Source organism: Enterobacter sp. 01-M-03-SI-ECC (assembly GCF_047530215.1).
GTDB classification, from domain to species: domain Bacteria; phylum Pseudomonadota; class Gammaproteobacteria; order Enterobacterales; family Enterobacteriaceae; genus Enterobacter; species Enterobacter chengduensis.
On record NZ_JBLKDA010000007.1, the window covers coordinates 127,933 to 153,196 of the forward strand.

Sequence of the window (25,264 nt, forward strand, 5' to 3'; positions counted from 1 at the left end):
ATGCAGGTTTGTCTGACGTGGATATATCGGCAGGCGCAGCGGGTTGTTTACTGTTTCTCCACCTTTAAAAAGTTTCTAAACCACTTTCCTGAGTCCATTCAGAGCGTTAAACAGAATAATTTTTACGTGATCTGCCTCACATTTTTCCCTTCCCTCTAAAGGGTTATAGCGCCGCCATAAAGATGCATATAATATGCACCTTATATTCTTGAGACGAGGTAACTGCTATGGCCTTTCGCGACCAACCCCTTGGCGAGCTGGCGCTCTCCATTCCTCGCGCTTCTGCGCTGTTCCGTAAGTACGATATGGATTACTGTTGCGGCGGTAAGCAAACCCTGGCGCGTGCGGCCTCACGCAAAGAACTGGACGTTGAGGTAATTGAAGCCGAGCTGGCGCAGCTTGCCGGGCAGCCTGTCGACAAAGACTGGCGAACCGCTGCGCTCGCGGAAATCATCGATCATATCATCGTGCGGTACCATGACCGCCACCGTGAACAGCTCCCGGAACTGATCCTGCAGGCAACCAAGGTCGAGCGCGTCCATGCCGACAAACCTTCCGTACCGCGCGGTCTGGCGAAGTACCTGACCCTGCTGCACGAAGAGCTTTCGAGCCACATGATGAAGGAAGAGCAGATCCTCTTCCCGATGATTAAACAGGGAATGGGCAGCCAGGCGATGGGGCCGATTAGCGTGATGGAACGCGAGCACGATGACGCGGGCGAACTGCTGGAGGTAATCAAACACACCACCCACAACGTCACGCCGCCGCCAGAGGCCTGCACAACGTGGAAAGCGATGTACAACGGCATTAACGAGATGATTGACGATCTGATGGAGCACATCAGTCTGGAGAATAACGTTCTGTTCCCGCGGGCATTAGCGGGGGAATAAAAAAGCTCGGTGGCGCTAGCGCTCACCGGGCCTGCAACGTCCTCGAACGTAGGCCGGGTAAGCGTCAGCGCCACCCGGCATCATGCTTAACGCATGCCAGCCATGCGTTTCTTACCGATAAACATCCAGCCCAGCCCCAGCGCGATAAACCACAGCGGCGTGACGATCAGCGCCTGACGGGTATCATCTTCCAGCGTCAGCAGAACCAGCACGAAGAGGAAGAACGCCATGCAAACCCAGCACATCAGCTTGCCCAGCGGCATCTTGTAGATCGACTTCTCATGCAGGTGTGGACGCTGCTTGCGGTACACCAGGTATGAACAGAGGATGATGGTCCAGACGAACATAAACAGGATCGCAGAGACCGTGGTAATCATGGTGAAGGCGCCAATCACGCTTGGGTTCACGTAGAGCATCACCACGCCGCCCAGCAGGCACATGCAGGAGAAGGTCAATCCTTTCGCCGGTACCGCACGCTTAGAGAGCTTGGCGAACGCGCTCGGCGCCACGCCTTCCTGCGCCAGACCAAACAGCATGCGGCTCGTTGAGAACACGCCGCTGTTGGCGGACGAGGCAGCAGAGGTCAGCACCACAAAGTTAATCAGGCTCGCGGCGGCAGGCAGGCCTACCAGTACGAACAGCTCAACGAACGGGCTCTTGCTTGGCACCACCGAGCTCCACGGCGTCACGGACATGATGATGATCAGCGCGAAGACGTAGAACATGATGATACGCACCGGAATGGAGTTGATGGCGCGCGGCAGGGACTTCTCCGGATCTTTGGTTTCCGCAGCGGTCGTGCCGACAAGCTCAATCCCCACAAACGCGAACACCGCAATCTGGAAGCCGGCAAAGAAGCCGCTGATGCCTTTCGGGAACCAGCCGCCGTCATTCCACAGATGGGTAAACGACGCCTGAACGCCGGTTGGTGACTGGAAGTGCGTCAGTACCATCACCAGGCCCACAACGATGAGACCGACAATGGCCACGATTTTGATCATCGCGAACCAGAACTCCATCTCGCCGAACATTTTAACGGTGGCGAGGTTAAGGCTCAGCAGCAGAACAATGACCGCCAGCGAGGCAACCCAGTCCGAGAGCCCCGGGAACCAGAACTGCGCGTAGGCGGTAATCGCCACGACGTCCGCCATGCCGGTCACGACCCAGCAGAACCAGTAGGTCCAGCCGGTGAAATAGCCCGCCCACGGCCCGAGCAGGTCAGACGCGAAGTCGCTGAAGGATTTGTATTCGAGGTTCGAGAGCAGCAGTTCGCCCATTGCACGCATCACGAAGAACAGCATAAAACCGATAATCATATAAACGAATATGATTGACGGCCCGGCGAGACTGATGGTTTTGCCTGACCCCATAAACAGCCCGGTACCGATGGCACCCCCAATCGCAATAAGCTGAATATGACGGTTTGTGAGATTGCGCCGTAGCGACTGTTCAGACGACGCCTCTTCGTCGGCGACGACTTTGACCTGATCTACCATGTGATATTTTCCTGTTTATGCCTGTCTGTGTTGTTAAGGCTCTTCTGGCCTTTAAATACGTCAAAAGATGACGTTCCCCTGTAAGGGCTAATCGATATTAGGTAAGAATCGGCGGGATGAATACTATGATTTAGATATTATGTTAATAATATGTTGAAAGTGAGTGTCATATCACTCATACAGCGCGAAACAGCTCACAAAAATACACGCAACAGTTTCGTTTGCAAGATAAAATGTTGATAGCACCGTAACTATAGGTTTTAACGCTATTTTCCTCTCCCGAAACGGGGAGAGGAAATAAGAAAAATCGATTACAGAATTTCCAGCAGTTCGACTTCAAAGACCAGGGTGCTGAATGGCGGGATGGACGCGCCAGCGCCGCGTTCGCCGTAGGCCAGGTTGTGTGGGATCGTCAGTTCCCATTTGGAACCCACCGGCATCAGGGTCAGCGCTTCGATCCACCCTGCGATAACGCCGTTGACCGGGAATTCAGCCGGTTCGCCGCGCGCTACGGAGCTGTCGAACACGGTGCCGTCGATCAGCTTACCGGTATAGTGTACGCGAACGTGGTCGGTACGCGCCGGGATAGCGCCGTCGCCCTGATTGATCACGCGGAACTGCAGGCCGGATTCGGTGCTGTTCACGCCTTCACGCTCACGGTTCTCTTCCAGATATTTCACACCTTCGGCGGCCATCTCTTCAAAGCGCGCACGACGCACGGCGTCAGCACGTTCGTGGATTTCACGCAGCGCGCGGTGCACGACGTCAACCGGGACGGCAGGCTGTTTGCCTTCCAGCGCGTCAGCGATACCCGCCACCAGCGCTTCGGGTAACAGACCTTCCAGGCCGGATTCGCTCAGCTGCTGTCCTACCTGCAAGCCGATACCGTAACTTGCCTGCGCTTCGATAGTGTCAAAAGTCGGGGTGGTCATGGGTTTTCCTTCCATCACATTTAAAGTAGCGGGCAGCATATCAGCCATGCCCTTATGGGTAAAACTTTGTCTGAAGTTAAGGTGACAAACCGCGACGAAACAGAAACAATAGGGATAACCAGGATTAATCCCGAACTGATGTCACGGATGTCGGGTTTACTACGCCGTTCAGGCAGTTAGCAAACTATACTTCGGGGCACAGGATAAAAAATACGCGGAGCAGGAGGAGTGCCATGCCCGGGCGATTTGAACTGAAACCTACCCTGGCGAAAATCTGGCAGGCGCCGGACAATTTTCGCATCATGGACCCGCTGCCTCCTCTGCATCGCAGAGGGATCATCATTGGCGCGCTGATGGTGATTGTGGGCTTCCTGCTTCCTTCCGGGGGCGACGATGTCGATACTGCCCCCGTCTCCCGCAATGCCCAACTGGACATTCAGTCGCAGACGCGGCCGCAGCCTGACGCCCAGCCGATGCAGACGCAGCTTGTCACCCCGTCAAACGATCCGGGTCAGGTGGCGCCGGTTGAGCCAGAACCCATTCAGGATGAGCAGCCGCAGGATCAGGCCGCTGCCCCCTCCCAGCCTCAGGCGCAACAGCCCACCGGCATTGAGCAACAGTGGCGTTCCTATCGCGTAGAGCCGGGCAAAACCCTGGCACAGCTGTTCCGCGATCACAACCTGCCGCCCACCGACGTGTATGCCATGGCGAAAGTGGAAGGTGCGGGTAAGCCGCTCAGTAACCTGCAAAATGGTCAGATGGTACAGATTCGCCAGAATGCCAGCGGTGTGGTGACGGGGTTAACGATTGATACCGGGAATGGACAGCAGGTGCTGTTTACCCGTCAGCCGGACGGCAGTTTCATCAGGGCGCGTTAAGCTTCCGGATCGATAAAAAGCAAAACGCCGGCACAAGGCCGGCGTTTCAACGTGAGCAGAGTAAAAAATTACTCGGCTACAACGTTAACAACCAGTTTAGCGAACACTTCGCTGTGAACCTGGAAGTCAACTTCGTGCTCACCAGTGGTACGCAGAACGCCGTTCGGCAGACGAACTTCGCTCTTAGCCACTTTAACGCCTGCAGCAGTTACTGCATCAGCGATATCGCGGGTACCGATGGAACCGAACAGTTTACCTTCGTCGCCAGATTTGGACGCGATGGTAACGGTGCCCAGTGCGTTGATTGCTTCAGCGCGAGCGTTAGCAGCCGCCAGAACGTCAGCCAGTTTGGCTTCCAGTTCAGCGCGACGTGCTTCGAAAAACTCTACGTTTTTCTTGGTAGCTGGAACAGCTTTACCCTGTGGAACCAGGAAGTTACGTGCGTAACCCGCTTTAACGTTAACCTGATCACCCAGGCTGCCCAGGTTTGCTACTTTATCAAGCAGAATAACTTGCATTACCTTATCCTCTTAAAGTCGTATTAATGGACCGTGCCCGATTACTGATGACGATCAGTGTACGGCAGCAGGGACAGGTAGCGAGCGCGTTTGATAGCGCGAGCCAGCTGACGCTGGTATTTTGCACGAGTACCGGTGATACGGCTTGGGACAATCTTACCGCTTTCGGTGATGTAGTTTTTCAGCGTTGCGATATCTTTATAGTCGATCTCTTGAACGCCTTCCGCGGTGAAACGGCAGAACTTGCGACGACGGAAATAACGTGCCATATGGCTAGTCTCCAGAATCTATCAAATCAATCTGCTCGGCATGCAGAACCATTTTGCTCAGGCCGTTCTTTGCCTTGTGGCAAGAGATGAACCCCTGAACGATTACTGCGCTACCGACCGTTAAACTGTGAGTAATGGCCTGGTTTTCGTGACCGCTAATAATAACGGGCATTTGGCACCACGCCTGCCGGTGAAACCCGGCTTCCTCTTGCACAGAACGATGCTCAAGCACGAACTGGCAATGCGGAATTCCTGATGGACTGACCTTTCGAAGGGGAGCCCTGCATACGATGCCGGACAACGCCAGACGGTTGGTCATCAGAAATTACTCTTCAGAATCCCCAGCATCAGAATCATCTGCGGTTTCGTTTGCGAAATCATCGCGACGCTCACGGCGCTCGTCTTTCGCTTTAACCATCGGAGATGCTTCGGTAACTGCGTTTTTGGTACGCATAACCATGCTGCGGATAACGGCATCGTTGAAGCGGAAGGTAGTTTCCAGCTCATCGATCACTTCCTGCGGCGCTTCAACGTTCATCAGAACGTAGTGTGCTTTGTGCAGTTTGTTGATCGGGTAAGCCAGCTGACGGCGGCCCCAGTCTTCCAGACGGTGGATCGTACCTTCTGCACCAGTGATGGCAGCAGAGTAACGCTCGATCATACCCGGAACCTGTTCGCTCTGGTCAGGATGGACCATAAAAACGATTTCGTAATGACGCATCGAATTGCTCCTTACGGATTATTCAGCCTCCTGTCTGGGTCAGCCGAGGCCCGGGGAGGCAAGGAACGTGTTAAAGGTCGGCTGAAAAATTGACGCGTCATAATACTTGCGCGCCCCTGGAAACTCAAGCTGATTGCACAAATAATTCGCACAAACCGCGAAGCGGGTCTAAGTGGGTGATTTAAAATTGGTCACATCTGGAAGCGTTGTTTTTTTGAACAACTGCATCAGAAATGGTCACGCATCCCCACCGGATGAGTGATTACACTTTAATCAGAGATCACCTGAATAAAAGGAGGAGCATCCCCCTCACACCGCACGCAGTCGTGGAGCGCATATCATGAAAAAAATCGCATTAGCCATAATGGCGGCGCTTTTGCTCAGTGCAAACGCGATGGCAGCCATCAAGATAGACGGCCGACAGGCCAGAAACATGGATGATGTGCAAAGCTTGGGCGTCATTTACATCAATCATAATTTCGCCACGGAAAGTGAAGCAGATCAGGCACTAAACAAAGAAACCGATGCACAGGGCGCAACCTATTATCACGCGATGTTAATCCGTGAGCCCGGCAGCAACGGCAATATGCACGCCAGTGCAGATATTTACCGATAACGCTAGCACCAGGAAAGCCAACAACGAGAACATAGCCATAGTTGACGTTGCCCCCTGCCCGGGGGCTTTTTTTTGTGAATGGCTCCGGAATACCACCGGTTACAACTGTTTTCGGTATTCCAGAGCACTTATTCACTTCTGCCCGTAGTAGGCATTCGGGCCGTGCTTGCGCATGAAATGCTTGTTCATCAGGCAGTTATCAATACCCTGAAGCTGTGGGTTGATGCCGCGGGCAATCCACGCCATGCGGGCCACTTCCTCCATGACGACCGCATTATGGACGGCGTCGTGAGCATCTTTTCCCCAGGAGAACGGACCGTGCTGATACACCACAATACCCGGCGTATGCAGCGGTTCACATTCTCCCAGCGTCTCGATAATCACCTTTCCGGTGTTGAGCTCGTACTCGCCTTCTACTTCCTCCTGCGTTAATGCGCGCGTGCAGGGGATATCGCCAAAGAAGTAGTCCGCGTGGGTCGTGCCCAGCGCGGGGATGGACAGGCCCGCCTGCGCCCAGGCGGTGGCATGGGTTGAGTGGGTATGCACCACGCCGCCAAGGGACGGATAGCGTCGGTAAAGCGCCAGATGGGTGGCGGTATCCGAAGAAGGACGCCACTGCCCCTCTACAACGTTTCCTTCGAGGTCCACGACAACCATATCGTCGACCTTCATGGTCTCATACGCCACCCCGCTGGGCTTGATGACGATGACGCCGCGTTCACGGTCAATCGCGCTGACGTTACCCCAGGTGAAAGTCACCAGCCCATAGCGCGGCAGATCCATGTTGGCTTCAAAGACCTGCTGTTTAAGCTTAAGCATGTTCAGCCTCCAGCAAACCTGCCCGCGCCATACGCTCGCGCACCCAGTCCCGCGCCCTGGCCACTTCCGCAGCCGGGTCGTCCGACGTTTCGCTCCACATCTCAATCAGGTACGGCCCGCAATAGCCAGTCTGCCTGAGCGTCTCGAAGCACCGTTCGAAATCCACCACCCCGGTGCCGAACGGTACGTTTTTAAACACGCCAGGACGGGTATCTTTGACGTGCACCGCCACGATATGCCCGACGCCCGCCTGCAGCTCCATCTGCACGTCGTTATCCCATGCCGACAGGTTGCCGATATCGGGATAAAGCTGGAACCACGGGTTGTTCAGATAGTGCGCGTAGCCCAGCGCCTTGCTGATGGAGTTCATCAACGGGTAGTCCATGATCTCCATCGCCAGCGTGACCTGCGCGCGGCTTGCCATCTCGACGCTCTCTTTCAGACCGTCACGGAAACGACGGCGCGTTTCATCGTTGGCGTCCTGATAGTAAACGTCATACCCCGCCAGTTGAATCACGCGAATACCGACATCCTGCGCAAAGCAGATGGCTTTACGCATGATCTCCAGCCCCTGCGCACGCACGGCATCGTCTTCGCTGCCGAGCGGAAAACGGCGGTGGGCGCTCAGGCACATGGACGGCACGCGCACGCCCGTTTCGGCAATGGCGCTCACCAGCGCCAGGCGCTGCTCGCGGCTCCAGTCGAGGCGAGAGAGACGCTCGTCCGTCTCATCCACGGACATTTCGACAAAATCGAAACCCAGCTGTTTTGCCAGCCGTAACCGCTCCAGCCAGCACTCCCCCGCAGGGAGTGCCTTTTCATAGATGCCAAGCGGGACCTGTTTTGACAACATACCCGCTCCTTAGCCCCAAAGCTGAGCGATTGAACGTTTGAACTGACGCGCCGCTTCCACCGGAGACGCGGCATCACGAATGCTGCGACCGGCGATAAAGACGTGAATGGGAATACCCTGGAACAGCGGCAGATCTTCCAGCGCCAGGCCACCGGTCACGGTGACCTTGAAGCCCATATCGGCCAGACGCTTGATCGCGCTGATATCCGCCTCGCCCCACGCCACGCCTGCGGCCTGCGCGTCGCGGCTGCGGTGATACACCACCTGCTGAATGCCCGCATCGCGCCACTCCTGAGCCTGCTCCCAGGTCCAGAAACCGGTCAGCTCAATCTGCACGTCGCCGTTAAACTCTTTTGCCACGTCCAGCGCGCCTTTGGCGGTGTTGATATCCGCACAGCAGATCACGGTGACCCAGTCGGCGTTGGCTTCGAAGCACATGCGGGAGAGGATTTTGCCCGCGTCGGCGATTTTGGCATCTGCCAGCACGATTTTGTGCGGATAGAGCGCCTTCAGGTCGCGAACGGCACGCACGCCCTCGCCAACGCACAGAATGGTGCCCACTTCGATGATATCGACTTCTTCCGCGATCAGGCGGGTGGTTTCGTAAGCGTGGGACAACGTTTGGTTATCCAGCGCGACCTGCAACATTGGTAATGACATTTCAATTCCCTCTTAAACAGCCGCCGCAGTGGCGTGATCGATTAAATCCAGCACGTCCTGCTCGGTACGGCAGGCGCGTAAACGGTCGAAATTGGCTTCATCATCAAACAGATTGACGATCTGCATGATGCCCACCTCCTGGTGGGTGTTCGCATCCACGGCGGCCATGGTGATCAGAATATCGACCGGATCGTTATCTTCGTGGTTAAACACCAGCGGCGTTTTCAGCGTCACCAGCGCAAAGCCGGTTTTCTTCACCCCCTCTTCAGGACGCCCGTGCGGCATAGCCAGCCCCGGGGCAATCACAAAGTAAGGGCCGTGCTGCGCCACGCCATCCAGAATGGCCTGGTAGTAACGCGGCTCGACAACGTCAGCCTTAACCAGCAGATCCACGCTCAGCTTCACCGCTTCCTGCCAGGTGCTGGCCTCAGCCTGTAAAAGGATGGAGTTATTTTCTGCCAGCGAATCGCGTAGTTTCATGTGGCGTCCTTACTTCACGTCTTGTGGGAAGTGCTCTTTGATCACTTCCAGCAGTTTTGGCCCGAAATCCGCAGGCGACAGCATGTTGCGCACGCCTACCACATATTTATTGCCCGACACGCTGATTTCACCGGCGATATGGGTAGAGGCGATGATGATATCGGCGCCGTTCAGTTCACTTTTGTATTCACCCACTGCGCAGCTGTTTACCGTGTGGTCGATGTTGGACTGGGTTAAAAACTGGTCCACTTTCATCTTCATGATCATGGAGCTGCCTTGCCCATTGCCACACACAGCCAGGATACGTACGGTCATAATCGAAACTCCTTAATGAGCAGACACTTCTGCTGTTTGTTTTTCCGCATCTTCTTCAGCTCGCAGCGAACGGCCAGCGAAGAACATATAAGCCAGAGCAATCAGGATGATGACGGCCATAAAGACCAGCCCGACGGAGGCAAAGCCCTGCATCATCGGCGGTGCCAGAATTGACCAGTCCGCCATGCCCATCCAGGCGCTCATGCCGGTGAGCTTGACCGCCCACACGCAACCGAAGATTTCCACCATGCCCATCACCAGGCAGATCTTGAGCGCTGCGCGCCAGCCGCCGAAGTGGTTAGCAAAGACGCCGATGGTGGCGTTGGAGAAGAACATCGGGATAAAGCCAGGAATAATCAGGATGGAGGAGCCGCAGCCGACCAGGATGCCCACCGCAATCAGCTGACCGATGGTGCCCCACATAAAGCCCCAGACGACGGCGTTTGGCGCAAAGCTGTAGATAGCGGCACAGTCAATCGCCAGCACGGCACCGGGGATCAGGCGTTGGGAGATACCGTTGAAGGCTTCAGAGAGTTCGGCGACGAACATGCGCACGCCCTGAGTGATGATGAAAATAGCTACCGCAAAGGAGAAGCCGGTCTGCAGGATATACACCGTCCAGTGCGTTTTGCCTGCCATCGCCTGCACCACGTCAATGCCGAAGGAGAGCAGAATGGCGCCGAAGAAGATAGTCATGACAATAGCGGTTGAGACGATGTTGTCATGGAAGATATTCAGCCAGCCGGGCATCTTGAGGTCTTCAACGCTCTCCTCTTTTTTGCCCAGGTATGGCGCAACTTTATAGGCAATCCAGGAAGCAAACTGCTGCTGGTGGCCGATGGAGAAGCCACAGCCGTCGGTCACTTCCTGGGTTGGCTTGTACATCATGTTGGAGGTGATGCCCCAGTAGAGCGAGACCAGCACCGCGGTGCAAATAACCGTGGTCCACATGGAGTAGCCGAAGATATAGAGAGAAACCGCGATCAGCCCCGCCTGCTGGAACATGATGTGCCCGGTGAGCATGATGGTGCGAATGCCGGTAATGCGGCGCAATAGCACGTAGATAATGTTCAGCGCCAGGGCGAGCAGAACCGCGTATCCCACCCAACTGTAGGCGTCACCCATGCGGTCAATCGTTGCCATCATAGAGGCGTAAGTGTCAGAAATCGCCCCGTTTATGCCGTAAACTTCCGCCATTTTGGCGACAACCGGCTTAAACGTGCTGGTCAGAATACCTGAGCCTGCCTGCAACAGCATAAAACCGATAATGGTCTTAATCGTACCTTTGATGATCACGCTGACGCTTTTACGCAACAGGATGTAACCCAGGCACGTCACGATACCCAGCAGCAGCGGGGCGTTGGTCATTACCTGATTAAAGAACACGGTAAAGACGTTGTAGAGGATCTCCATAACTCTCTCCAGAAATGAGAACACGAGGGGCAATCCCTGTGTGGTTGGTGCCATCACTCTAGTAATCACAAATAATCACCACAAGATTGAATTTGATTATTTGTGACGCATCACGCAAATTATTTCCATGGTGTTAGTAATGATTTTCAATACCGCACATAAAAAATGAATTACTCTTTATAATTCATGCAATTAATGATTATTAGAGGATAGTCTAACAAGAATAAAACGAAGGTTCTGTGATGTCAGGCAGTTAAAATTACGCACTTTTGTCATTGCAAAGCGTATCAAATGGTGCCAGAGTTAATCACAACAAATCACCATGTGATTACTTTTGATTAAACCCAGGAGTCAAAACGATGAGTAAAGTGAACACCATCACCCGTGAATCATGGATTCTGAGCACCTTCCCGGAGTGGGGCAGCTGGCTGAATGAAGAGATCGAGCAGGAACAGGTTGCTCCTGGCACGTTTGCAATGTGGTGGCTGGGCTGTACCGGTATCTGGCTGAAATCTGAGGGCGGTGCCAATATTTGCGTCGATTTCTGGTGCGGCACCGGCAAGCAGAGCCACGGCAACCCGCTGATGAAAAAAGGCCATCAGATGCAACGCATGGCGGGCGTGGAAAAACTGCAGCCGAACCTGCGTACCACGCCGTTTGTGCTCGATCCGTTTGCCATTCGCCAGATCGACGCCGTGCTTTCCACTCACGATCACAACGATCACATCGACGTGAACGTGGCGGCAGCGGTGATGCAAAACTGTGCGGACAACGTGCCGTTTATCGGACCTCAGACCTGCGTGGATCTCTGGATTGGCTGGGGTGTGCCAAAAGAGCGCTGCATCGTGATGAAGCCTGGCGATGTGGTGAAAATCAAAGACATTGAAATCCACGCGCTGGATGCCTTTGACCGTACCGCGCTGATTACGCTGCCGGCCGATCGGAAGGCTGCAGGCGTGCTGCCGGACGGCATGGACGAGCGTGCGGTGAACTACCTGTTTAAAACCCCTGGCGGTTCCCTGTACCACAGCGGCGACTCCCACTACTCGAACTACTATGCGAAGCACGGTAACGAACACCAGATCGACGTGGCGCTCGGGTCGTATGGCGAGAACCCGCGCGGTATAACCGACAAAATGACCAGCGCCGATATGCTGCGTATGGCCGAAGCGCTGAACACCAAGGTCGTGATTCCGTTCCACCACGATATCTGGTCAAACTTCCAGGCCGATCCGCAGGAGATCCGCGTGCTGTGGGAGATGAAAAAAGATCGCCTGAAGTACGGCTTCAAGCCGTTCATCTGGCAGGTCGGCGGCAAGTTCACCTGGCCACTGGACAAAGATAATCTGGAATATCACTATCCACGTGGTTTCGACGATTGCTTCACCATTGAGCCAGACCTGCCGTTCAAGTCCTTCCTCTGATTGAGCAGCCACATCGCCAGACGTCATGTCTGGCGATGCCATATTTCTTTTAGTAATTTCACGCTATTTCAAATATCATCTTTTTAAATCAATTCTTATCGGAATAGCTCATGACGGAAGCGCAACGGCATCAAATTCTCCTCGAACTCCTGGCGCAAACCGGGTTTATCACCGTCGAGAAAGCGATCGAACGTTTAGGGATCTCCCCCGCCACCGCGCGGCGAGACATCAACAAGCTGGATGAAAGCGGCAAGCTGAAAAAGGTCCGCAACGGCGCGGAAGCGATTAGCCAGCAGCGCCCCCGCTGGACGCCGATGAATATTCATCAGGCGCAGAATCATGATGAAAAAGTGCGGATCGCCAGAGCCGCGTCGCAGCTGGTTAATCCCGGTGAGAGCGTGGTCATTAACTGCGGCTCCACCGCCTTTCTGCTGGGCCGTGAAATGTGCGGCAAGCCGGTACAGATCATCACCAACTATTTACCGCTGGCCAACTATCTGATCGATCAGGAGCACGAGAGCGTCGTGATCATGGGTGGGCAGTACAACAAAAGCCAGTCAATCACCCTTAGCCCGCAGGATAGCGAAAACAGTCTCTATGCCGGGCACTGGATGTTTACCAGCGGCAAAGGCCTGACGGCGGACGGCCTGTATAAAACCGATATGCTGACCGCAATGGCGGAGCAAAACATGCTCAACGTCGTGGGCAAGCTCGTTGTGCTGGTCGACAGCAGCAAAGTGGGCGAGCGCGCAGGGATGTTATTCAGCCGTGCCGAACAGATCGACATGGTGATCACCGGTAAAGGGGCCAACCCTGAGATCCTCCAGAAGCTGGAAGATCAGGGCGTGAAGGTCCTGCGCGTTTAAAGATGCTGGCGGAAAAACGCCACCGTGGCGTCCAGCGCCGTTGGCGTGATGCGGTGGCGAACGCCCGGCTCCCACAGACAGGTCAGATTACCGTCCAGGCCTTCATTCATTAACGCCTGCTGCAGACGAAAGGTTCCCCCCGGCGGAACCACGTCATCCGCGTCACCGTGCCACAGCAGCAGCGGGCGATCGGCCACGCGCGGCAATGCCCGGGACACGTCCCACTCTGCCAGCATCGCGGTGATTTCCGTTAAATCCTGCGGCGGGAAAAGCGTCTGCGCCAGCGACGTAAAGTAGCCCGAGCCCATCAGGCAGGCGACCGACGTCACTTCAGGGTGATGCGTCATGATCCCCAGCGCCGTCATACCGCCCATCGATGCCCCGGCAACCGCCAGACGATTGTCGGCCACCAGCCCAGCCTCATAAAGCGCGTCGCGCAGTCCGGCAAACTCGGTCAGGCTGCCGTGCAAAATGTGCCAGAACTGCCCAAGGCGCGCCTGCTCATTACCCATAAAGCGCCCGCCGTGGTCAGGCGCATCGGGCATCACCACGCGAAAACCCGCCTGCGCCAGCGCGACCGCAAAATAACTGTAAACCAGCTTCGATGAGGTAAACCCATGATAAAAAACCACAACCGGCAGCGGTTTATCGCGTTTACCTGCGGGTATGGCGTGTAAAATTTCATGGTCGCCGAGGTGGCGTATTTCAATTTCAATCATTGTCGACCCTGTACGAATGTATGATTCATAATGTTGAGAACTGGGTTACGCTTTCACGTCATTTTCATTCGAAATATTCGTCCCAGATAACACTTCGGGAACATTCCCCCAAAACTAAATTCACAGACAACTACACTATGGCTATCAGGAAACGAGATATGGTTATGCGCAGGTTTGCTGCTTTATTGCTGGTGTTTCTGCTCAGTGGCTGTAGCGCGCTGCAGGGAACGCCGCAACCCGCTCCACCGGTCGCCGATCATCCACAGGAGATTCGTCGTAATCAGACGGAAGGATTACAACGAATGGGCACCGTCTCCGCGCTGGTTCGCGGTTCCCCGGATGACGCTGAAGAGGCAATAAAAGCACAGGCCGTCGCCGCCAAAGCAGATTATTACGTCATCATTATGATCGACGAAACCATTATAACGGGACAGTGGTATTCACAGGCCATTTTGTACCGGAAATAATGGTTTTCCTTTGAACGAGATTTACACTGCTTTGCGTCCATAGACATTTTCCTGTCCACAATAAACTCCATGCCCGCGTCAATGGAAGGGAGTTTATTCGCGAAGGATTGCCCGGCGGATACCGGAGATATGTGAAATGGAGCTGACGATGAAACGAACTCTTGCTTTGACCTCTCTGTTGCTCTCAGCAGGCCTGGTGAGCACCACCGCGCAGTCAGCAGAATTCGCCAGTGCTGACTGTGTGACTGGCCTGAATGAAATCGGCCAGATCTCCGTGAACAATATCTCGGGGAGCCCGCAAGACGTTGAACGCCTCGTGGCATTAAAGGCTGATGAGCAGGGTGCTTCATGGTATCGCATCATTCAGATGCAGGAAGATAACCACATTGACCACTGGCGGGTACAGGCCATTCTCTACGTGTAATACACCTCCTGATAAAGCCACTTATTTTTAGTGGCTTTTCGCTTTTGCAAATTTTTTATCCTATATAAAACCAATTCAAAACAATTAAATAACATTTTGTTACATTAAAACGGTAAACGTAATCCCTGCTCTGCCGTTGAAGAACCATACCTTTTCAATGATGAGCAATTTATGATCAACGTTTTCCGCCGTGCAGGCCTGGGGGCGAAGCTGTCTCTGCTGACGGGCGTCAGTGTCGCCACGCTGTTTCTGCTTTTCACCTTTCTGCTCGGTCAAAAAGCCAGCCAGCAGCTTGAAGCCCTCGCGGTCGAAGACCTGCATAATCAGTCCACCGGCATGGTTGATATGGTGCAGATGTTTAATACCAGCCTGAGCGAGGAAGTCGAAAGCTATACCCGGCTGTTTACGACATTTCTGCCCCAGCCGTTTAGCGTCGATACTCAGCAGACCCGGACCATAAACGGGCTCACCGTTCCGCTGCTGAAAGGGGGCGACACTGAACTGCATGAAAACACGACTTTTTCTGATGACTTCCTGAATCGTACGGGAGCCATCTCCACGCTGTTTGTTCGCAGCGGTAACGACTTTGTCCGCGTCGCCACCTCCCTGCGCAAAGAGAACGGCGACCGCGCCATGGGAACCGTCCTGGATGCCGCAAGCCCGGCCTTTGCGGCCGTCAGCAAAGGTGAAGTCTACCGCGGCCTGGCGCTGCTGTTTGGCAAGCGCTACATCACCCAGTACCAGCCCGTGAAAAACGCCGAAAGACAGGTCATTGCGATCGTCTTTGTCGGGGTGGACATCACCCACTCCTGGAACGTCATGCGCGAGAAAATCCTCAACCGCCGCCTGGGCGAAAGCGGTCACTTCTTCGTGCTGGATCGCAGCAGCGGCAAAACGCGCGGGCAATACCTGTTCCATGCGAGCGAAGAGGGCAAGTTGCCGAAGTGGGACAGCGCGACGCAGCAGCAGCTACTGGGCGACAAACCCGGCACGCTGGAACGCATAAGCGACGACGGGCGCACGCTGAAAATGGCCTATATGCCGCTGCCAGGCTGGAACTGGACTATCGTCGGCGAAGTGGATAAATCGGTGCTGCTCTCAAGCGTTACCGCCATGCGCGATCGTTTCCTGCTGGCCGGCGTGGTCTTATCCATCCTGTTTGCTGGCCTGTTCGTGGTCATTATTCGCCGCGTACTGACCCGACCGCTGCGCAGCGTGATCCACCTTGCCCGGCAATATGCCGCAGGGGATCTTCGTTCCAGCCTGCCGGTAACGCGCCAGGACGAAGTCGGCCAGCTGATCGATGCCATTAACGGCATCGGCGGCGGGCTGCAGCAAATTGTCCTTCAGGTCCGCGAGGCCGCGGGCGAGATCCATTTGGGCACCAACGCGCTGGCCGCCGACACAGGCGAGATTTCAGAGCAGATCAACAAGCAGGCCAGCAGCGTGGAAGAGACCTCCGCCAGCATGGAGCAGCTGGCCGCCACCGTGCAGCAAAATGCCGCCAATATGGAGCAAACCCAGCAGCTGGTGGAGGAAACCTCGCTCGCGGTTCATCAGGGCGGTGAGACGGTCACCCACGCGGTGTCGACCATGGACGACATTCGCGAAGCGTCAAAACGCATCGAAGACATCACGCGCGTGATCGAGTCCATCGCGTTCCAGACCAATATTCTGGCGCTAAATGCGGCGGTGGAAGCGGCCCGCGCGGGCGAGCACGGCAAAGGGTTTGCGGTCGTGGCGCAGGAAGTTCGCGCCCTGGCAGGACGCAGCGCGAATGCGGTGAAGGAGATTGAACAGCTGATTGGCGATACGCTCAGAAAAGTGGGTGAAGGTCATGCGCTGTCTGAAAAGACGCGCCTGGCGATGGATGAGATCATCATTCATATTGATAACATCAGCCAGCTGGTCACCGAGATTAACCATGCCTCACGCGAGCAGTCGGCCGGGATCGGCCAGGTGAATCTCGCCATGACCCATATTGGCGAAGCGTCGCATATCAATGCCGATCGCGTCTCGCGCAGCGAACAAACCGCTCAAACGCTGCGCGAGAAGGGCTCACACCTGACCCAGCTGGTGAGCCTGTTCCAGCTAAAAGGCTAGCCGACTCTGCCCGTGGCGCGCAGCAGCAGGTCGTTTTGCACCTGCGCGCTCATCAGCGTCCCGCCACGGGTGTCCAGCATCATGCGGCACCACGCCTGCGCCACCGGAGGCGATGCGTGCCGCAGCATCTGGCTTCCGGTACCGAGCAAGAAAAGCTGCTGCGCGATCTCCCGCCCCTGCGCCTCCTGCGGCTTACGCAGTTTTTGCTGAAGCTGTCGCCAGCTGTGGTCGAAATGTCTGTCCTGCCCTTTCACCTGCGCAAACTCGTCGGCAAGCAGATCGTGAATGCCGGGCTGCTTCGCCAGCACGCGCAGCACGTCCAGGCACATGATGTTGCCGGATCCTTCCCAGATACTGTTCACCGGCATCTCGCGATACAGGCGAGGAAGCTCACTCTCCTCGCAGTACCCTGCCCCGCCGAGCACCTCCATCGCTTCTGCCACAAACGGAATGCCCGCTTTGCACACGCTAAATTTCGCGGCCGGGGTAAACAGCCGCGCCCAGGCGGCCTCATGCGGATCCGCACGCTTATCCCACGCCCGGGCCAGGCGGAACAGCAGCGCCGTTTGCCCTTCCAGCACCAGCGCCATCCGGCTTAGCACTTCGCGCATGAGCGGCTGATCGATGAGATTTTTACCGAAGGTCTGGCGCTGGTGCGCATGGTATAGCGCTACCGAGAGCGCCCGCCGCATCAGCCCGTGGCTGCCCAGCGCGCAGTCAAAGCGCGTCAGCCCGCCCATTTTGAGGATCTGCCTTACCCCTTCGCCTTCTTCTCCCAGCAGCCAGCCGGCGGCATCAAGAAACTCCACCTCGCTGCTGGCGTTGGAGCGGTTCCCGAGCTTGTCCTTCAGACGCTCCAGCCGGACGGCGTTGCGCTGCCCGTCAGGCAAAAAGCGCGGCACAAAAAAGCATGACAGCCCGCCCTTCGCCTGGGCCAGCACCAGGTGCGCATCGCTTTGCGGGACGGAGAAAAACCATTTATGCCCCACCAGCCGGTAGCTGCCGTCGCTGCATTTTTCCGCTCTGGTGGTGTTGCTCAGCACGTCCGAGCCGCCCTGCTTTTCCGTCATCCCCATGCCGATCAGCAGGCCGCGCTTTTGCGCACCAGGGGCCAGATGAGGATCGTAGCGGTCGCTGAGCAGCGGCGTCAGCCAGTCGTGAAAGAGCGTGGGAAGCGCCTGCTGCAGCAGCGGCGTTGCGGCAAACGTCATCGTGATTGGGCAAAGCGTGCCCGCCTCTACCTGAGCATGAAGCACAAAGCGTGCGGCCCGCGCGACAAACGACCCTTTACGCGCCTCCTCTTCCCACGCCAGGTTATGTACGCGGTTGGCACACAGCCCCTGCATCAGCAGGTGCCATGCCGGGTGAAAGCGGACGTCATCCAGTCGCTCCCCGGTGGCGTCATAGCGTAGCAGCTCCGGCGGATTGACGTTCGCCAGCCTGCCCAGCTCCAGCGATTCCGCGGTACCTAACTGCTGCCCGATGCTGGCGAGCAGCTCAACATCCCACTCGGCCCCCTCGCGGGAAACCGCGTCATGCAGGGCGCAGTCCGAGAGGAAAAGGTTGCTGTTGGAAAGCGGCGCGGGTTGATTGAAAACGGTATGGGTCTGCCAGTGCATGCTGTCTCCCTCCTTCAGTGGCAATGACGATAAGTATGGACAGACCGCGCGCACGCTGCATGGGAGGGGAGTCACACGTTCACGATCCCGCTGATATCATTCGTGAAATAGCTCACAGAACATAAGAATAAACTATTTCATGACTTCGCTTTTGTTGAATAATTTATTCTTACCCCTTTCAGTGAGGATCGTTATGCAACCGGATGCGCACAAGCGAGCATTAATTGCAGGCTCCATTGGTAACTTTATCGAGTGGTATGAGTTTGCGGTCTACGGTTTTCTGGCGACCGTGATTGCGAAGAACTTCTTCCAGCTTGAAGGAGAAGCCGGGCTCACCAGCCTGATCCTCACCTACGCCTCCTTCGCCATCGCCTTTTTCTTCCGCCCGCTGGGTGCGGTGGTGTTTGGCCGCATCGGCGACCGGATAGGCCGTAAGCCGACGCTCATCATCGTGCTGGTGCTGATGACGCTCGCGACGGCCGCCATCGGCATGGTGCCGGTCTACGCCAGCATCGGGATTGCCGCGCCGCTCATTATCACGCTGCTGCGCATCCTGCAGGGGCTGTTCGCGGGCGGCGAATACGGCGGCGCGGTCTCGCTGATGACGGAGTTCGCTCCGCGCGGCAAGCGCGGGCTTTATGGCGCGTGGCAGTCCTTCACCGTGGCGCTGGGGCTGTTAGCGGGGGCCGGCATCGTGGCGCTGCTCTCCGCCCTCCTCACGCCTGAGGCCCTGCACGACTGGGGCTGGCGCATTCCTTTCTTCCTGGCGCTGCCGATGGGCGTTGTTGCGCTGTGGCTTCGTGTCAGCATGGAGGAGACCCCCAGCTTTGTGCAGCAGCAGGATAAACCGGCTGTCGCACAGGCGGATACGGCCGCCACGCTTCGGGCCATCGTGATGGGGATTGGGCGCGTGATGGTATGGTCTGCGGCGGGGTATACCTATCTGGTGATTATGCCAACCTATCTGCAGTCGGCGCTGCACACCGGGTTTAATCAGGCCCTGCTGATTGCGGTGATTTCGAATATTGGTTTTGCACTGACCATCATTCCTTCGGGGATCCTGAGCGACCGGATCGGGCGCCGCACGGTGATGATTATCGCCACCGCGCTGCTGCTGATCCTCGCTCTGCCTCTGCTCAAAATTTTGCAGGCGGAATCAAGCACGCTGGCGGTCAAAGCGATTGTGGTGCTCATTGCGGGTGGTCTGGTGGGCATGCTGGCGGGGCCGGGCCCGGCGATGCTATCCGAAATGTTCCCGACGCGCGTGCGCTATACCGGGCTGGGGCTGGCCTATTCGTTATCGAACGCGATTTTTTCGGGCTGTGCGGGGCTGATCATTACCGGACTGATTAAAGAGACGGGCAATCTGGATATTCCGGCGTATTACGTGATGGCGACGGCGGTCGTGAGTATTTTCGCGCTGATGACGCTGAGGAAGGATGACCATTTGCGGTCGCTGGAGGAGTGAGGTTGTTTTGCCGGGTGGCGGCTCCGCCTTACCCGGCCTACAAAACCGTAGGCCCGGTAAGCGAAGCGCCACCGGGCGAAAATCAGCTACGCTGACGCACCGCTTCAAACAGGCAGATGCCTGTTGCAACGGACACGTTCAGGGACGACACGCTGCCCGCCATCGGGATGCTAATCAGCTCGTCGCAGTGCTCGCGCGTCAGACGGCGCATGCCTTCGCCTTCCGCACCCATCACCAGCGCCAGACGGCCGGTCATTTTGCTCTGGTACAGGGTATGATCCGCTTCACCGGCAGTGCCGACGATCCAGATGTTCTCTTCCTGCAGCAGACGCATGGTGCGCGCCAGGTTGGTCACGCGGATCAGCGGAACGTTTTCCGCCGCGCCGCAGGCCACTTTCTTCGCCGTGGCGTTCAGCTGCGCAGAGCGATCTTTCGGCACGATCACCGCATGCACGCCCGCCGCATCGGCGCTGCGCAGGCACGCGCCGAGGTTGTGCGGATCGGTAACGCCATCGAGGATCAGGAAGAACGGATTCTCCAGTTCAGCGATCAGATCCGGCAGATCGTTTTCCTGATACTGACGACCCGGCTTCACGCGGGCAATAATGCCCTGGTGCACCGCACCGTCGCTTTTCTCATCCAGGAACTGGCGGTTTGCCAGCTGGATCACCACGCCCTGCGCTTCAAGCGCGTGGATTAGCGGCATCAGACGCTTATCTTCACGCCCTTTCAGAATAAAGACTTCCTGAAAACGCTCCGGTGCGCGCTCGAGAAGGGCCTGCACCGCGTGGATGCCGTAAATCATTTCACTCATTGATGGTTCTCGTAATAAATATTACCCCTCTCCCCACTGGGGAGAGGGTCAGGGTGAGGGGAAAATTACTCCGCCTGCTTTTTCTTCGCCGCGCGCTTCGCTTTGGTGGCGGCCGCTATTTTCTGTGTCTTCGCAGAAGGTTTCTTCGCGGAACGGGCTTCTTTCTTCGCCGCCTTCGGCTTCTGCTTCTTCTCGCCGCGGAACGCGCTGTCCGGCTCGAAGTTGACCTTCTTACCCGCCTGACGACGCTTACCGCCGCCCGGCTTACCGTTACCGGTTTTTTTCGCCCGTTCACGCTCGGTTTTACCGACGTTACGCGGCGCGCGCTCGCTGGAGATCAGGCTGAAGTCGATTTTACGGTCGTCCATATTCACGGCCTCAACCTTAACTTCCACACGGTCGCCCAGACGATAGGTCTGGCCGCCAGACTCGCCAATCAGACGCTGGCCGACCTGATCGAAGCGGTAGTAGTCGTTATCGAGGCTGGAGACGTGCACCAGACCGTCGATAAACAGCTCGTCCAGACGCACGAAGAAGCCAAAGCCGGTCACGCTGGCAATCACGCCTTTGAAGACGTTACCCACCTGATCCAGCATAAAGTCACACTTCAGCCAGTCCGCCACGTCGCGCGTGGCTTCATCGGCACGGCGTTCGGTCATGGAGCAGTGCTGACCCAGCTGCAGCATCTCGTCCATTGAATAGTGGTAGCCACCGGTTTCGGTCGTGTTCCCTTTATGGCCCTGCTCCTGCGCCAGCAGATACTTGATCGCACGGTGCAGAGAGAGGTCAGGATAACGACGGATCGGCGACGTAAAGTGGGCGTAAGACTGCAGCGCGAGGCCGAAGTGCCCCCGGTTTTCCGGATCGTAAATTGCCTGCTTCATGGAGCGCAGCAGCATCGTCTGCAGCATTTCTGCGTCAGGACGGTCGCTTATGGATTCCAGCAGTTCGGCGTAATCACGCGGCTCCGGCTTGTTGCCGCCAGGCAGCTCAAGGCCCAGCTCGGCCAGCACGGAGCGGAACGACGTGATGGCTTCCGTGGTCGGCTTATCGTGAATACGGAACAGCGCAGGCTCTTTGGCTTTCTCAACGAAGCGTGCCGCCGAGATATTCGCCAGAATCATACACTCTTCAATCAGCTTGTGCGCATCGTTACGCTGGGTCTGCTCGATACGCTCGATGCGGCGCTCGGCGTTGAAGATGAACTTCGCTTCTTCGCTCTCGAACGAGATCCCGCCGCGCTCTTCGCGCGCCTGCTCCAGCGTTTTATAAAGGTTATGCAGCTCTTCGATGTGTTTGACCAGCGGCGCGTACTGTTCGCGCAGATCCTGGTCGCCCTGCAGCATATGCCAGACCTTGGTGTAGGTCAGACGCGCGTGCGAGCTCATCACCGCTTCGTAGAACCTGTAGCCGGTTAAGCGCCCTTTGTTGGAGATGGTCATCTCGCAAACCATACAGAGGCGGTCAACCTGCGGGTTCAGGGAGCACAGGCCGTTAGACAGCACTTCCGGCAGCATCGGTACAACCTGCGACGGGAAATAGACCGACGTACCGCGGCTGCGGGCTTCGTTATCCAGCGGGGTGTGCGGACGAACGTAGTAGCTGACGTCTGCAATCGCCACCCACAGACGCCAGCCGCCACCGCGTTTTTTCTCGCAGTAAACGGCGTCATCGAAGTCGCGGGCGTCTTCACCGTCGATCGTGACCAGCGGCAGGGAGCGCAGATCCACGCGGCCCGCTTTAGACTCTTCCGGGACTTCTTCGCGCAGGCTTTCGATCTGCTCTTCTACCGCTTTCGGCCAGATGTACGGAATCTCATGGGTGCGCAGCGCCATATCCACGGCCATGCCGGTGCCCATGTTATCGCCTAAGACTTCCACAATTTTACCGACCGCTTTGGTACGACGGGTTGGGCGCTGGGTGAGCTCAACCACCACCACAAAGCCCATGCGCGCGCCCATCACCTCTTCAGGCGGGATCAGGATATCGAAGCTCAGACGGCTGTCGTCCGGCACCACGAAGCCCACGCCCGCGTCGGTAAAGTAGCGGCCCACAATCTGGCTGGTTTTAGGCACCAGCACGCGGACCACGCGCGCTTCGCGGCGGCCTTTACGGTCAGCGCCCAGCGGCTGCGCCAGGATCTGGTCGCCGTGGATGCACATTTTCATCTGTTCAGATGAGAGGTAGAGATCGTCTTTACGGCCTTCCACGCGCAGGAAGCCGAAGCCATCGCGGTGACCAATGACGGTCCCTTTCAGCAGATCGAGGCGTTCTGGCAGCGCGTAGCACTGGCGGCGGGTAAAGACCAGCTGCCCGTCACGCTCCATCGCGCGCAGGCGGCGGCGAAGGGCTTCAATTTGCTCTTCGCCTTCAATGTTTAATTCAACGGCAAGTTCTTCACGATTGGCGGGTTTTTCGCGTTTTGTTAAGTGTTCAATGATGAACTCGCGGCTGGGAATAGGATTCGCGTATTTTTCGGCTTCGCGTTCCTGGAAAGGATCGTGTGACATGTCGGTTCCTCCGTTGTCAGCTCCGGTGGACGTTTTCTTCATTCCACCAGCAATAATTTATAAAGCGGTTGATTCTCTTCAACCAAATCGGCCAGCGTGTAGTTATCCAGCTCCATGAGAAAACTTTGCACGGCCTTTGAAAGCGCCTTTTTCAGGCGGCAAGCGGGCGTAATGTGGCAGAACTCGCTGCTGCAGTTGACCAGAGACAGCGGCTCCAGTTCACGTACCACATCGCCAACACGAATACTCTGCGCCGGTTTACCGAGACGGATCCCACCATTCTTCCCACGGACGGCAGCAACGTATCCGGCACGACTAAGTTGATTGATTATTTTGACCATATGATTACGGGATACGCCGTAGACCTCTGTGACTTCAGAGATGCTGGTCATCTTCCCATCGGGTAACGACGCCATGTAAATCAGCGCACGTAAGCCGTAATCGGTGAAACTTGTTAACTGCACATCAACCTCAGGAAAAAGGGAAATCGCGGACAAACCGCAGAGATATTCAATAATGATGATAAACCAGCCAGATAGATAGCGGCTAATTTATTTGAACTGAAAGGAGAACGGAGGATAAAAAAGCCGGATGCGCGTTGCTTATCCGGCCTACGATGGGTTTTGTAGGCCCGGCAAGCGCAGCGCCGCCGGGCGAAACCATCATTATGCGTCGAACGGGTCGCGCAGGATCATCGTTTCGGTACGATCCGGGCCGGTAGAAATAATATCGATCGGCACTTCGGTCAGTTCTTCAATACGCTTGATGTAATCCAGCGCCGCCTGAGGCAGGCCGCTACGCTCTTTCACACCGAAAGTGGTCTCAGACCAGCCCGGCATGGTTTCGTAGATTGGCTCAATGCCTTCCCAATCGTCAGCAGCCAGCGGCGTGGTGGTCACTTCGCGGCCATCTGGCATACGGTAGCCGACGCAGATTTTTACTTCTTTCAGGCCGTCCAGTACGTCCAGCTTGGTCAGGCAGAAGCCAGACAGGGAGTTGATCTGCACAGCACGACGCACGGCAACCGCATCCAGCCAGCCGGTACGACGACGACGACCGGTGGTCGCGCCAAACTCGTTACCCTGCTTGCACAGGAACTCGCCGGTTTCATCAAACAGCTCGGTCGGGAATGGACCCGCACCCACGCGAGTGGAGTACGCTTTGATGATGCCCAGAACATAATCCACATAGCGCGGACCCAGGCCAGAGCCGGTCGCCACGCCACCAGCGGTGGTGTTCGAGGAGGTTACGTACGGATAGGTACCGTGGTCGATGTCCAGCAGCGTACCCTGCGCACCTTCAAACATGACGAAATCGCCACGCTTGCGCGCCTGGTCCAGCAGATCGGACACATCAACAACCATACCGGTCAGAATGTCTGCAATCGCCATGACGTCATCCAGCACTTTCTGGTAGTCAACAGCGTCAGCTTTGTAGAAGTTCACCAGCTGGAAGTTGTGATATTCCATCACTTCTTTCAGTTTTTCAGCGAAGGTGGCTTTATCGAAGAGGTCGCCCACGCGCAGACCGCGACGCGCAACTTTATCTTCGTAAGCCGGGCCGATACCACGACCGGTGGTGCCGATGGCTTTCGCACCGCGCGCTTTTTCACGCGCCACGTCCAGCGCCACGTGATAATCCAGGATCAGCGGGCAGGCTTCGGAGAGCAGCAGACGCTCACGAACAGGGATACCACGGTCTTCCAGACCTTTCATCTCTTTCATCAGCGCAGCAGGAGACAGCACAACGCCGTTACCGATGATGCTGGTGACGTTATCACGAAGAATGCCTGATGGAATAAGATGGAGGACGGTTTTTTCACCGTTGATTACGAGAGTATGGCCTGCGTTGTGACCGCCCTGGTAGCGTACAACATATTTAGCCCGTTCAGTCAGAAGATCAACAATCTTCCCTTTACCTTCGTCACCCCATTGGGTGCCCAGTACGACGACGTTGTTACCCATTTTTTTCAAAATCACCGTTTGCTTAA

The 25,264-nt window shown here is 56.4% G+C and carries 27 protein-coding genes; 9 read left to right on the plus strand and 18 right to left on the minus strand.

Translation table 11 applies throughout. The features are described 5' to 3' along the window. The first annotated feature begins 227 nt into the window (after positions 1 to 227). On the plus strand, positions 228 to 890 hold the full coding sequence (gene ytfE / locus ACMWKK_RS09275) for an iron-sulfur cluster repair protein YtfE (protein ID WP_112780422.1): 663 nt from the start codon (positions 228 to 230) through the stop codon (positions 888 to 890). Positions 891 to 976: 86 nt separating this feature from the next. Here ytfE and cycA read toward each other — a convergent pair whose 3' ends face one another. Continuing rightward, positions 977 to 2,386 (minus strand): D-serine/D-alanine/glycine transporter, encoded by a 1,410-nt coding sequence (gene cycA, locus ACMWKK_RS09280; protein ID WP_112780421.1) that lies wholly within the window; start codon positions 2,384 to 2,386, stop codon positions 977 to 979. A 311-nt stretch (positions 2,387 to 2,697) separates the two neighbouring features. Continuing rightward, positions 2,698 to 3,318: an FKBP-type peptidyl-prolyl cis-trans isomerase gene (gene fklB / locus ACMWKK_RS09285; RefSeq protein WP_008502892.1), complete on the minus strand. Its 621-nt coding sequence runs from the start codon at positions 3,316 to 3,318 to the stop codon at positions 2,698 to 2,700. A gap of 233 nt (positions 3,319 to 3,551) precedes the next feature. Here fklB and ACMWKK_RS09290 point away from each other — a divergent pair, with 233 nt between their 5' ends. Next, entirely contained in the window at positions 3,552 to 4,196 is a 645-nt protein-coding gene (locus tag ACMWKK_RS09290; RefSeq protein WP_045329859.1) for an OapA family protein, read from the plus strand. Between the two features lie 68 nt (positions 4,197 to 4,264). Here the strand turns inward: ACMWKK_RS09290 and rplI are convergent, their stop codons facing one another. From rplI to rpsF, 4 genes are read right to left on the minus strand one after another with little or no spacing between them, the layout of a single operon-like run. Then, positions 4,265 to 4,714 carry a 50S ribosomal protein L9 gene (gene rplI, locus ACMWKK_RS09295; protein WP_024907318.1) on the minus strand — a complete coding sequence of 150 codons (450 nt, stop codon included), beginning with the start codon at positions 4,712 to 4,714 and terminating at the stop codon, positions 4,265 to 4,267. 41 nt (positions 4,715 to 4,755) lie between these two features. Continuing rightward, the gene (gene rpsR / locus ACMWKK_RS09300; RefSeq protein ID WP_000135199.1) at positions 4,756 to 4,983 is read right to left on the minus strand and encodes a 30S ribosomal protein S18; all 228 of its coding nucleotides are present in this window, start codon (positions 4,981 to 4,983) and stop codon (positions 4,756 to 4,758) included. A 4-nt stretch (positions 4,984 to 4,987) separates the two neighbouring features. Further along, positions 4,988 to 5,302: a primosomal replication protein N gene (gene priB, locus ACMWKK_RS09305; protein ID WP_008502895.1), complete on the minus strand. Its 315-nt coding sequence runs from the start codon at positions 5,300 to 5,302 to the stop codon at positions 4,988 to 4,990. 6 nt (positions 5,303 to 5,308) lie between these two features. Continuing rightward, the gene (gene rpsF / locus ACMWKK_RS09310) at positions 5,309 to 5,704 is read right to left on the minus strand and encodes a 30S ribosomal protein S6 (RefSeq protein WP_014068637.1); all 396 of its coding nucleotides are present in this window, start codon (positions 5,702 to 5,704) and stop codon (positions 5,309 to 5,311) included. A gap of 340 nt (positions 5,705 to 6,044) precedes the next feature. Between rpsF and yjfY the strand changes: the two genes are divergently transcribed. Next, positions 6,045 to 6,320, plus strand: a complete 276-nt coding sequence (yjfY, locus tag ACMWKK_RS09315) for a DUF1471 family protein YjfY (protein WP_112780420.1) — start codon at positions 6,045 to 6,047, stop codon at positions 6,318 to 6,320. Between the two features lie 132 nt (positions 6,321 to 6,452). On the opposite strand, the gene ACMWKK_RS09320 is transcribed toward yjfY, so the two are convergent. From ACMWKK_RS09320 to ulaA, 6 genes are read right to left on the minus strand one after another with little or no spacing between them, the layout of a single operon-like run. Beyond that, positions 6,453 to 7,139, minus strand: coding sequence for an L-ribulose-5-phosphate 4-epimerase (locus tag ACMWKK_RS09320; protein WP_112780419.1), 687 nt, complete (start codon positions 7,137 to 7,139; stop codon positions 6,453 to 6,455). Next, complete coding sequence (locus tag ACMWKK_RS09325; RefSeq protein ID WP_045329868.1) at positions 7,132 to 7,992, minus strand: L-ribulose-5-phosphate 3-epimerase; 861 nt, start codon at positions 7,990 to 7,992, stop codon at positions 7,132 to 7,134. The genes ACMWKK_RS09320 and ACMWKK_RS09325 overlap by 8 nt, the downstream gene beginning before the upstream one ends. Before the next feature lie 9 nt (positions 7,993 to 8,001). Further along, positions 8,002 to 8,652, minus strand: coding sequence for a 3-keto-L-gulonate-6-phosphate decarboxylase UlaD (ulaD, locus tag ACMWKK_RS09330; RefSeq protein ID WP_023334265.1), 651 nt, complete (start codon positions 8,650 to 8,652; stop codon positions 8,002 to 8,004). A gap of 12 nt (positions 8,653 to 8,664) precedes the next feature. Beyond that, positions 8,665 to 9,132 (minus strand): PTS ascorbate transporter subunit IIA, encoded by a 468-nt coding sequence (gene ulaC, locus ACMWKK_RS09335; protein WP_032643822.1) that lies wholly within the window; start codon positions 9,130 to 9,132, stop codon positions 8,665 to 8,667. Positions 9,133 to 9,141: 9 nt separating this feature from the next. After that, positions 9,142 to 9,447 (minus strand): PTS ascorbate transporter subunit IIB, encoded by a 306-nt coding sequence (gene ulaB, locus ACMWKK_RS09340; RefSeq protein ID WP_003856022.1) that lies wholly within the window; start codon positions 9,445 to 9,447, stop codon positions 9,142 to 9,144. A 12-nt stretch (positions 9,448 to 9,459) separates the two neighbouring features. Beyond that, a complete protein-coding gene (gene ulaA, locus ACMWKK_RS09345) occupies positions 9,460 to 10,860 on the minus strand; it encodes a PTS ascorbate transporter subunit IIC (protein ID WP_112780417.1) in 1,401 nt (466 codons plus the stop codon). Positions 10,861 to 11,219: 359 nt separating this feature from the next. On the opposite strand from ulaA, the gene ulaG reads away from it, so the two are divergent. Both ulaG and ulaR read left to right on the plus strand, forming a co-directional pair. Continuing rightward, positions 11,220 to 12,284 carry an L-ascorbate 6-phosphate lactonase gene (ulaG, locus tag ACMWKK_RS09350; protein ID WP_112780416.1) on the plus strand — a complete coding sequence of 355 codons (1,065 nt, stop codon included), beginning with the start codon at positions 11,220 to 11,222 and terminating at the stop codon, positions 12,282 to 12,284. Between the two features lie 110 nt (positions 12,285 to 12,394). After that, entirely contained in the window at positions 12,395 to 13,150 is a 756-nt protein-coding gene (ulaR, locus tag ACMWKK_RS09355; RefSeq protein ID WP_032643819.1) for an HTH-type transcriptional regulator UlaR, read from the plus strand. Here the strand turns inward: ulaR and yjfP are convergent. Beyond that, positions 13,147 to 13,869: an esterase gene (yjfP, locus tag ACMWKK_RS09360; protein ID WP_112780415.1), complete on the minus strand. Its 723-nt coding sequence runs from the start codon at positions 13,867 to 13,869 to the stop codon at positions 13,147 to 13,149. The two genes, ulaR and yjfP, sit on opposite strands and share 4 nt — an antisense overlap. A 137-nt stretch (positions 13,870 to 14,006) precedes the next feature. On the opposite strand from yjfP, the gene bsmA reads away from it, so the two are divergent. The 3 genes from bsmA to ACMWKK_RS09375 all read left to right on the plus strand — a co-directional run bounded on the left by bsmA (position 14,007) and on the right by ACMWKK_RS09375 (position 16,863). Then, positions 14,007 to 14,336 (plus strand): biofilm peroxide resistance protein BsmA, encoded by a 330-nt coding sequence (bsmA, locus tag ACMWKK_RS09365; RefSeq protein ID WP_025758271.1) that lies wholly within the window; start codon positions 14,007 to 14,009, stop codon positions 14,334 to 14,336. 136 nt (positions 14,337 to 14,472) lie between these two features. Beyond that, positions 14,473 to 14,760 carry a DUF1471 family protease activator YjfN gene (gene yjfN, locus ACMWKK_RS09370; protein WP_045329878.1) on the plus strand — a complete coding sequence of 96 codons (288 nt, stop codon included), beginning with the start codon at positions 14,473 to 14,475 and terminating at the stop codon, positions 14,758 to 14,760. Between the two features lie 171 nt (positions 14,761 to 14,931). After that, positions 14,932 to 16,863, plus strand: coding sequence for a methyl-accepting chemotaxis protein (locus ACMWKK_RS09375; RefSeq protein ID WP_112780414.1), 1,932 nt, complete (start codon positions 14,932 to 14,934; stop codon positions 16,861 to 16,863). On the opposite strand, the gene ACMWKK_RS09380 is transcribed toward ACMWKK_RS09375, so the two are convergent. Beyond that, on the minus strand, positions 16,860 to 18,482 hold the full coding sequence (locus ACMWKK_RS09380) for an isovaleryl-CoA dehydrogenase (protein WP_112780413.1): 1,623 nt from the start codon (positions 18,480 to 18,482) through the stop codon (positions 16,860 to 16,862). The genes ACMWKK_RS09375 and ACMWKK_RS09380 overlap by 4 nt on opposite strands. A 193-nt stretch (positions 18,483 to 18,675) precedes the next feature. Between ACMWKK_RS09380 and ACMWKK_RS09385 the strand changes: the two genes are divergently transcribed. Beyond that, positions 18,676 to 19,950, plus strand: a complete 1,275-nt coding sequence (locus ACMWKK_RS09385) for an MFS transporter (protein ID WP_112780412.1) — start codon at positions 18,676 to 18,678, stop codon at positions 19,948 to 19,950. Between the two features lie 82 nt (positions 19,951 to 20,032). Here ACMWKK_RS09385 and rlmB read toward each other — a convergent pair whose 3' ends face one another. The 4 genes from rlmB to ACMWKK_RS09405 all read right to left on the minus strand — a co-directional run bounded on the left by rlmB (position 20,033) and on the right by ACMWKK_RS09405 (position 25,238). Then, complete coding sequence (rlmB, locus tag ACMWKK_RS09390; protein ID WP_111967108.1) at positions 20,033 to 20,764, minus strand: 23S rRNA (guanosine(2251)-2'-O)-methyltransferase RlmB; 732 nt, start codon at positions 20,762 to 20,764, stop codon at positions 20,033 to 20,035. A gap of 65 nt (positions 20,765 to 20,829) precedes the next feature. Next, positions 20,830 to 23,274, minus strand: a complete 2,445-nt coding sequence (rnr, locus tag ACMWKK_RS09395; RefSeq protein WP_045329887.1) for a ribonuclease R — start codon at positions 23,272 to 23,274, stop codon at positions 20,830 to 20,832. A gap of 38 nt (positions 23,275 to 23,312) precedes the next feature. Then, positions 23,313 to 23,738 carry a nitric oxide-sensing transcriptional repressor NsrR gene (gene nsrR / locus ACMWKK_RS09400; protein WP_023310139.1) on the minus strand — a complete coding sequence of 142 codons (426 nt, stop codon included), beginning with the start codon at positions 23,736 to 23,738 and terminating at the stop codon, positions 23,313 to 23,315. Between the two features lie 201 nt (positions 23,739 to 23,939). Then, entirely contained in the window at positions 23,940 to 25,238 is a 1,299-nt protein-coding gene (locus ACMWKK_RS09405) for an adenylosuccinate synthase (protein WP_024907332.1), read from the minus strand. Positions 25,239 to 25,264 lie beyond the last annotated feature (26 nt).

Coding starts and splice junctions, on each gene's coding strand:
- rlmB (WP_111967108.1), bottom strand. CDS start 20,764: ATGAGTGAAATGATTTACGGCATCCACGCGGTGCAGGCCCTTCTCGAG.
- ulaC (WP_032643822.1), bottom strand. CDS start 9,132: ATGAAACTACGCGATTCGCTGGCAGAAAATAACTCCATCCTTTTACAG.
- ulaA (WP_112780417.1), bottom strand. CDS start 10,860: ATGGAGATCCTCTACAACGTCTTTACCGTGTTCTTTAATCAGGTAATG.
- ACMWKK_RS09405 (WP_024907332.1), bottom strand. CDS start 25,238: ATGGGTAACAACGTCGTCGTACTGGGCACCCAATGGGGTGACGAAGGT.
- ACMWKK_RS09385 (WP_112780412.1), top strand. CDS start 18,676: ATGCAACCGGATGCGCACAAGCGAGCATTAATTGCAGGCTCCATTGGT.
- rpsR (WP_000135199.1), bottom strand. CDS start 4,983: ATGGCACGTTATTTCCGTCGTCGCAAGTTCTGCCGTTTCACCGCGGAA.
- rpsF (WP_014068637.1), bottom strand. CDS start 5,704: ATGCGTCATTACGAAATCGTTTTTATGGTCCATCCTGACCAGAGCGAA.
- priB (WP_008502895.1), bottom strand. CDS start 5,302: ATGACCAACCGTCTGGCGTTGTCCGGCATCGTATGCAGGGCTCCCCTT.
- ACMWKK_RS09375 (WP_112780414.1), top strand. CDS start 14,932: ATGATCAACGTTTTCCGCCGTGCAGGCCTGGGGGCGAAGCTGTCTCTG.
- bsmA (WP_025758271.1), top strand. CDS start 14,007: ATGGCTATCAGGAAACGAGATATGGTTATGCGCAGGTTTGCTGCTTTA.
- ulaB (WP_003856022.1), bottom strand. CDS start 9,447: ATGACCGTACGTATCCTGGCTGTGTGTGGCAATGGGCAAGGCAGCTCC.
- rplI (WP_024907318.1), bottom strand. CDS start 4,714: ATGCAAGTTATTCTGCTTGATAAAGTAGCAAACCTGGGCAGCCTGGGT.
- rnr (WP_045329887.1), bottom strand. CDS start 23,274: ATGTCACACGATCCTTTCCAGGAACGCGAAGCCGAAAAATACGCGAAT.
- cycA (WP_112780421.1), bottom strand. CDS start 2,386: ATGGTAGATCAGGTCAAAGTCGTCGCCGACGAAGAGGCGTCGTCTGAA.
- ACMWKK_RS09325 (WP_045329868.1), bottom strand. CDS start 7,992: ATGTTGTCAAAACAGGTCCCGCTTGGCATCTATGAAAAGGCACTCCCT.
- ytfE (WP_112780422.1), top strand. CDS start 228: ATGGCCTTTCGCGACCAACCCCTTGGCGAGCTGGCGCTCTCCATTCCT.
- ACMWKK_RS09320 (WP_112780419.1), bottom strand. CDS start 7,139: ATGCTTAAGCTTAAACAGCAGGTCTTTGAAGCCAACATGGATCTGCCG.
- ulaG (WP_112780416.1), top strand. CDS start 11,220: ATGAGTAAAGTGAACACCATCACCCGTGAATCATGGATTCTGAGCACC.
- ulaD (WP_023334265.1), bottom strand. CDS start 8,652: ATGTCATTACCAATGTTGCAGGTCGCGCTGGATAACCAAACGTTGTCC.
- yjfY (WP_112780420.1), top strand. CDS start 6,045: ATGAAAAAAATCGCATTAGCCATAATGGCGGCGCTTTTGCTCAGTGCA.
- fklB (WP_008502892.1), bottom strand. CDS start 3,318: ATGACCACCCCGACTTTTGACACTATCGAAGCGCAGGCAAGTTACGGT.
- ulaR (WP_032643819.1), top strand. CDS start 12,395: ATGACGGAAGCGCAACGGCATCAAATTCTCCTCGAACTCCTGGCGCAA.
- ACMWKK_RS09380 (WP_112780413.1), bottom strand. CDS start 18,482: ATGCACTGGCAGACCCATACCGTTTTCAATCAACCCGCGCCGCTTTCC.
- yjfN (WP_045329878.1), top strand. CDS start 14,473: ATGGAGCTGACGATGAAACGAACTCTTGCTTTGACCTCTCTGTTGCTC.
- ACMWKK_RS09290 (WP_045329859.1), top strand. CDS start 3,552: ATGCCCGGGCGATTTGAACTGAAACCTACCCTGGCGAAAATCTGGCAG.
- yjfP (WP_112780415.1), bottom strand. CDS start 13,869: ATGATTGAAATTGAAATACGCCACCTCGGCGACCATGAAATTTTACAC.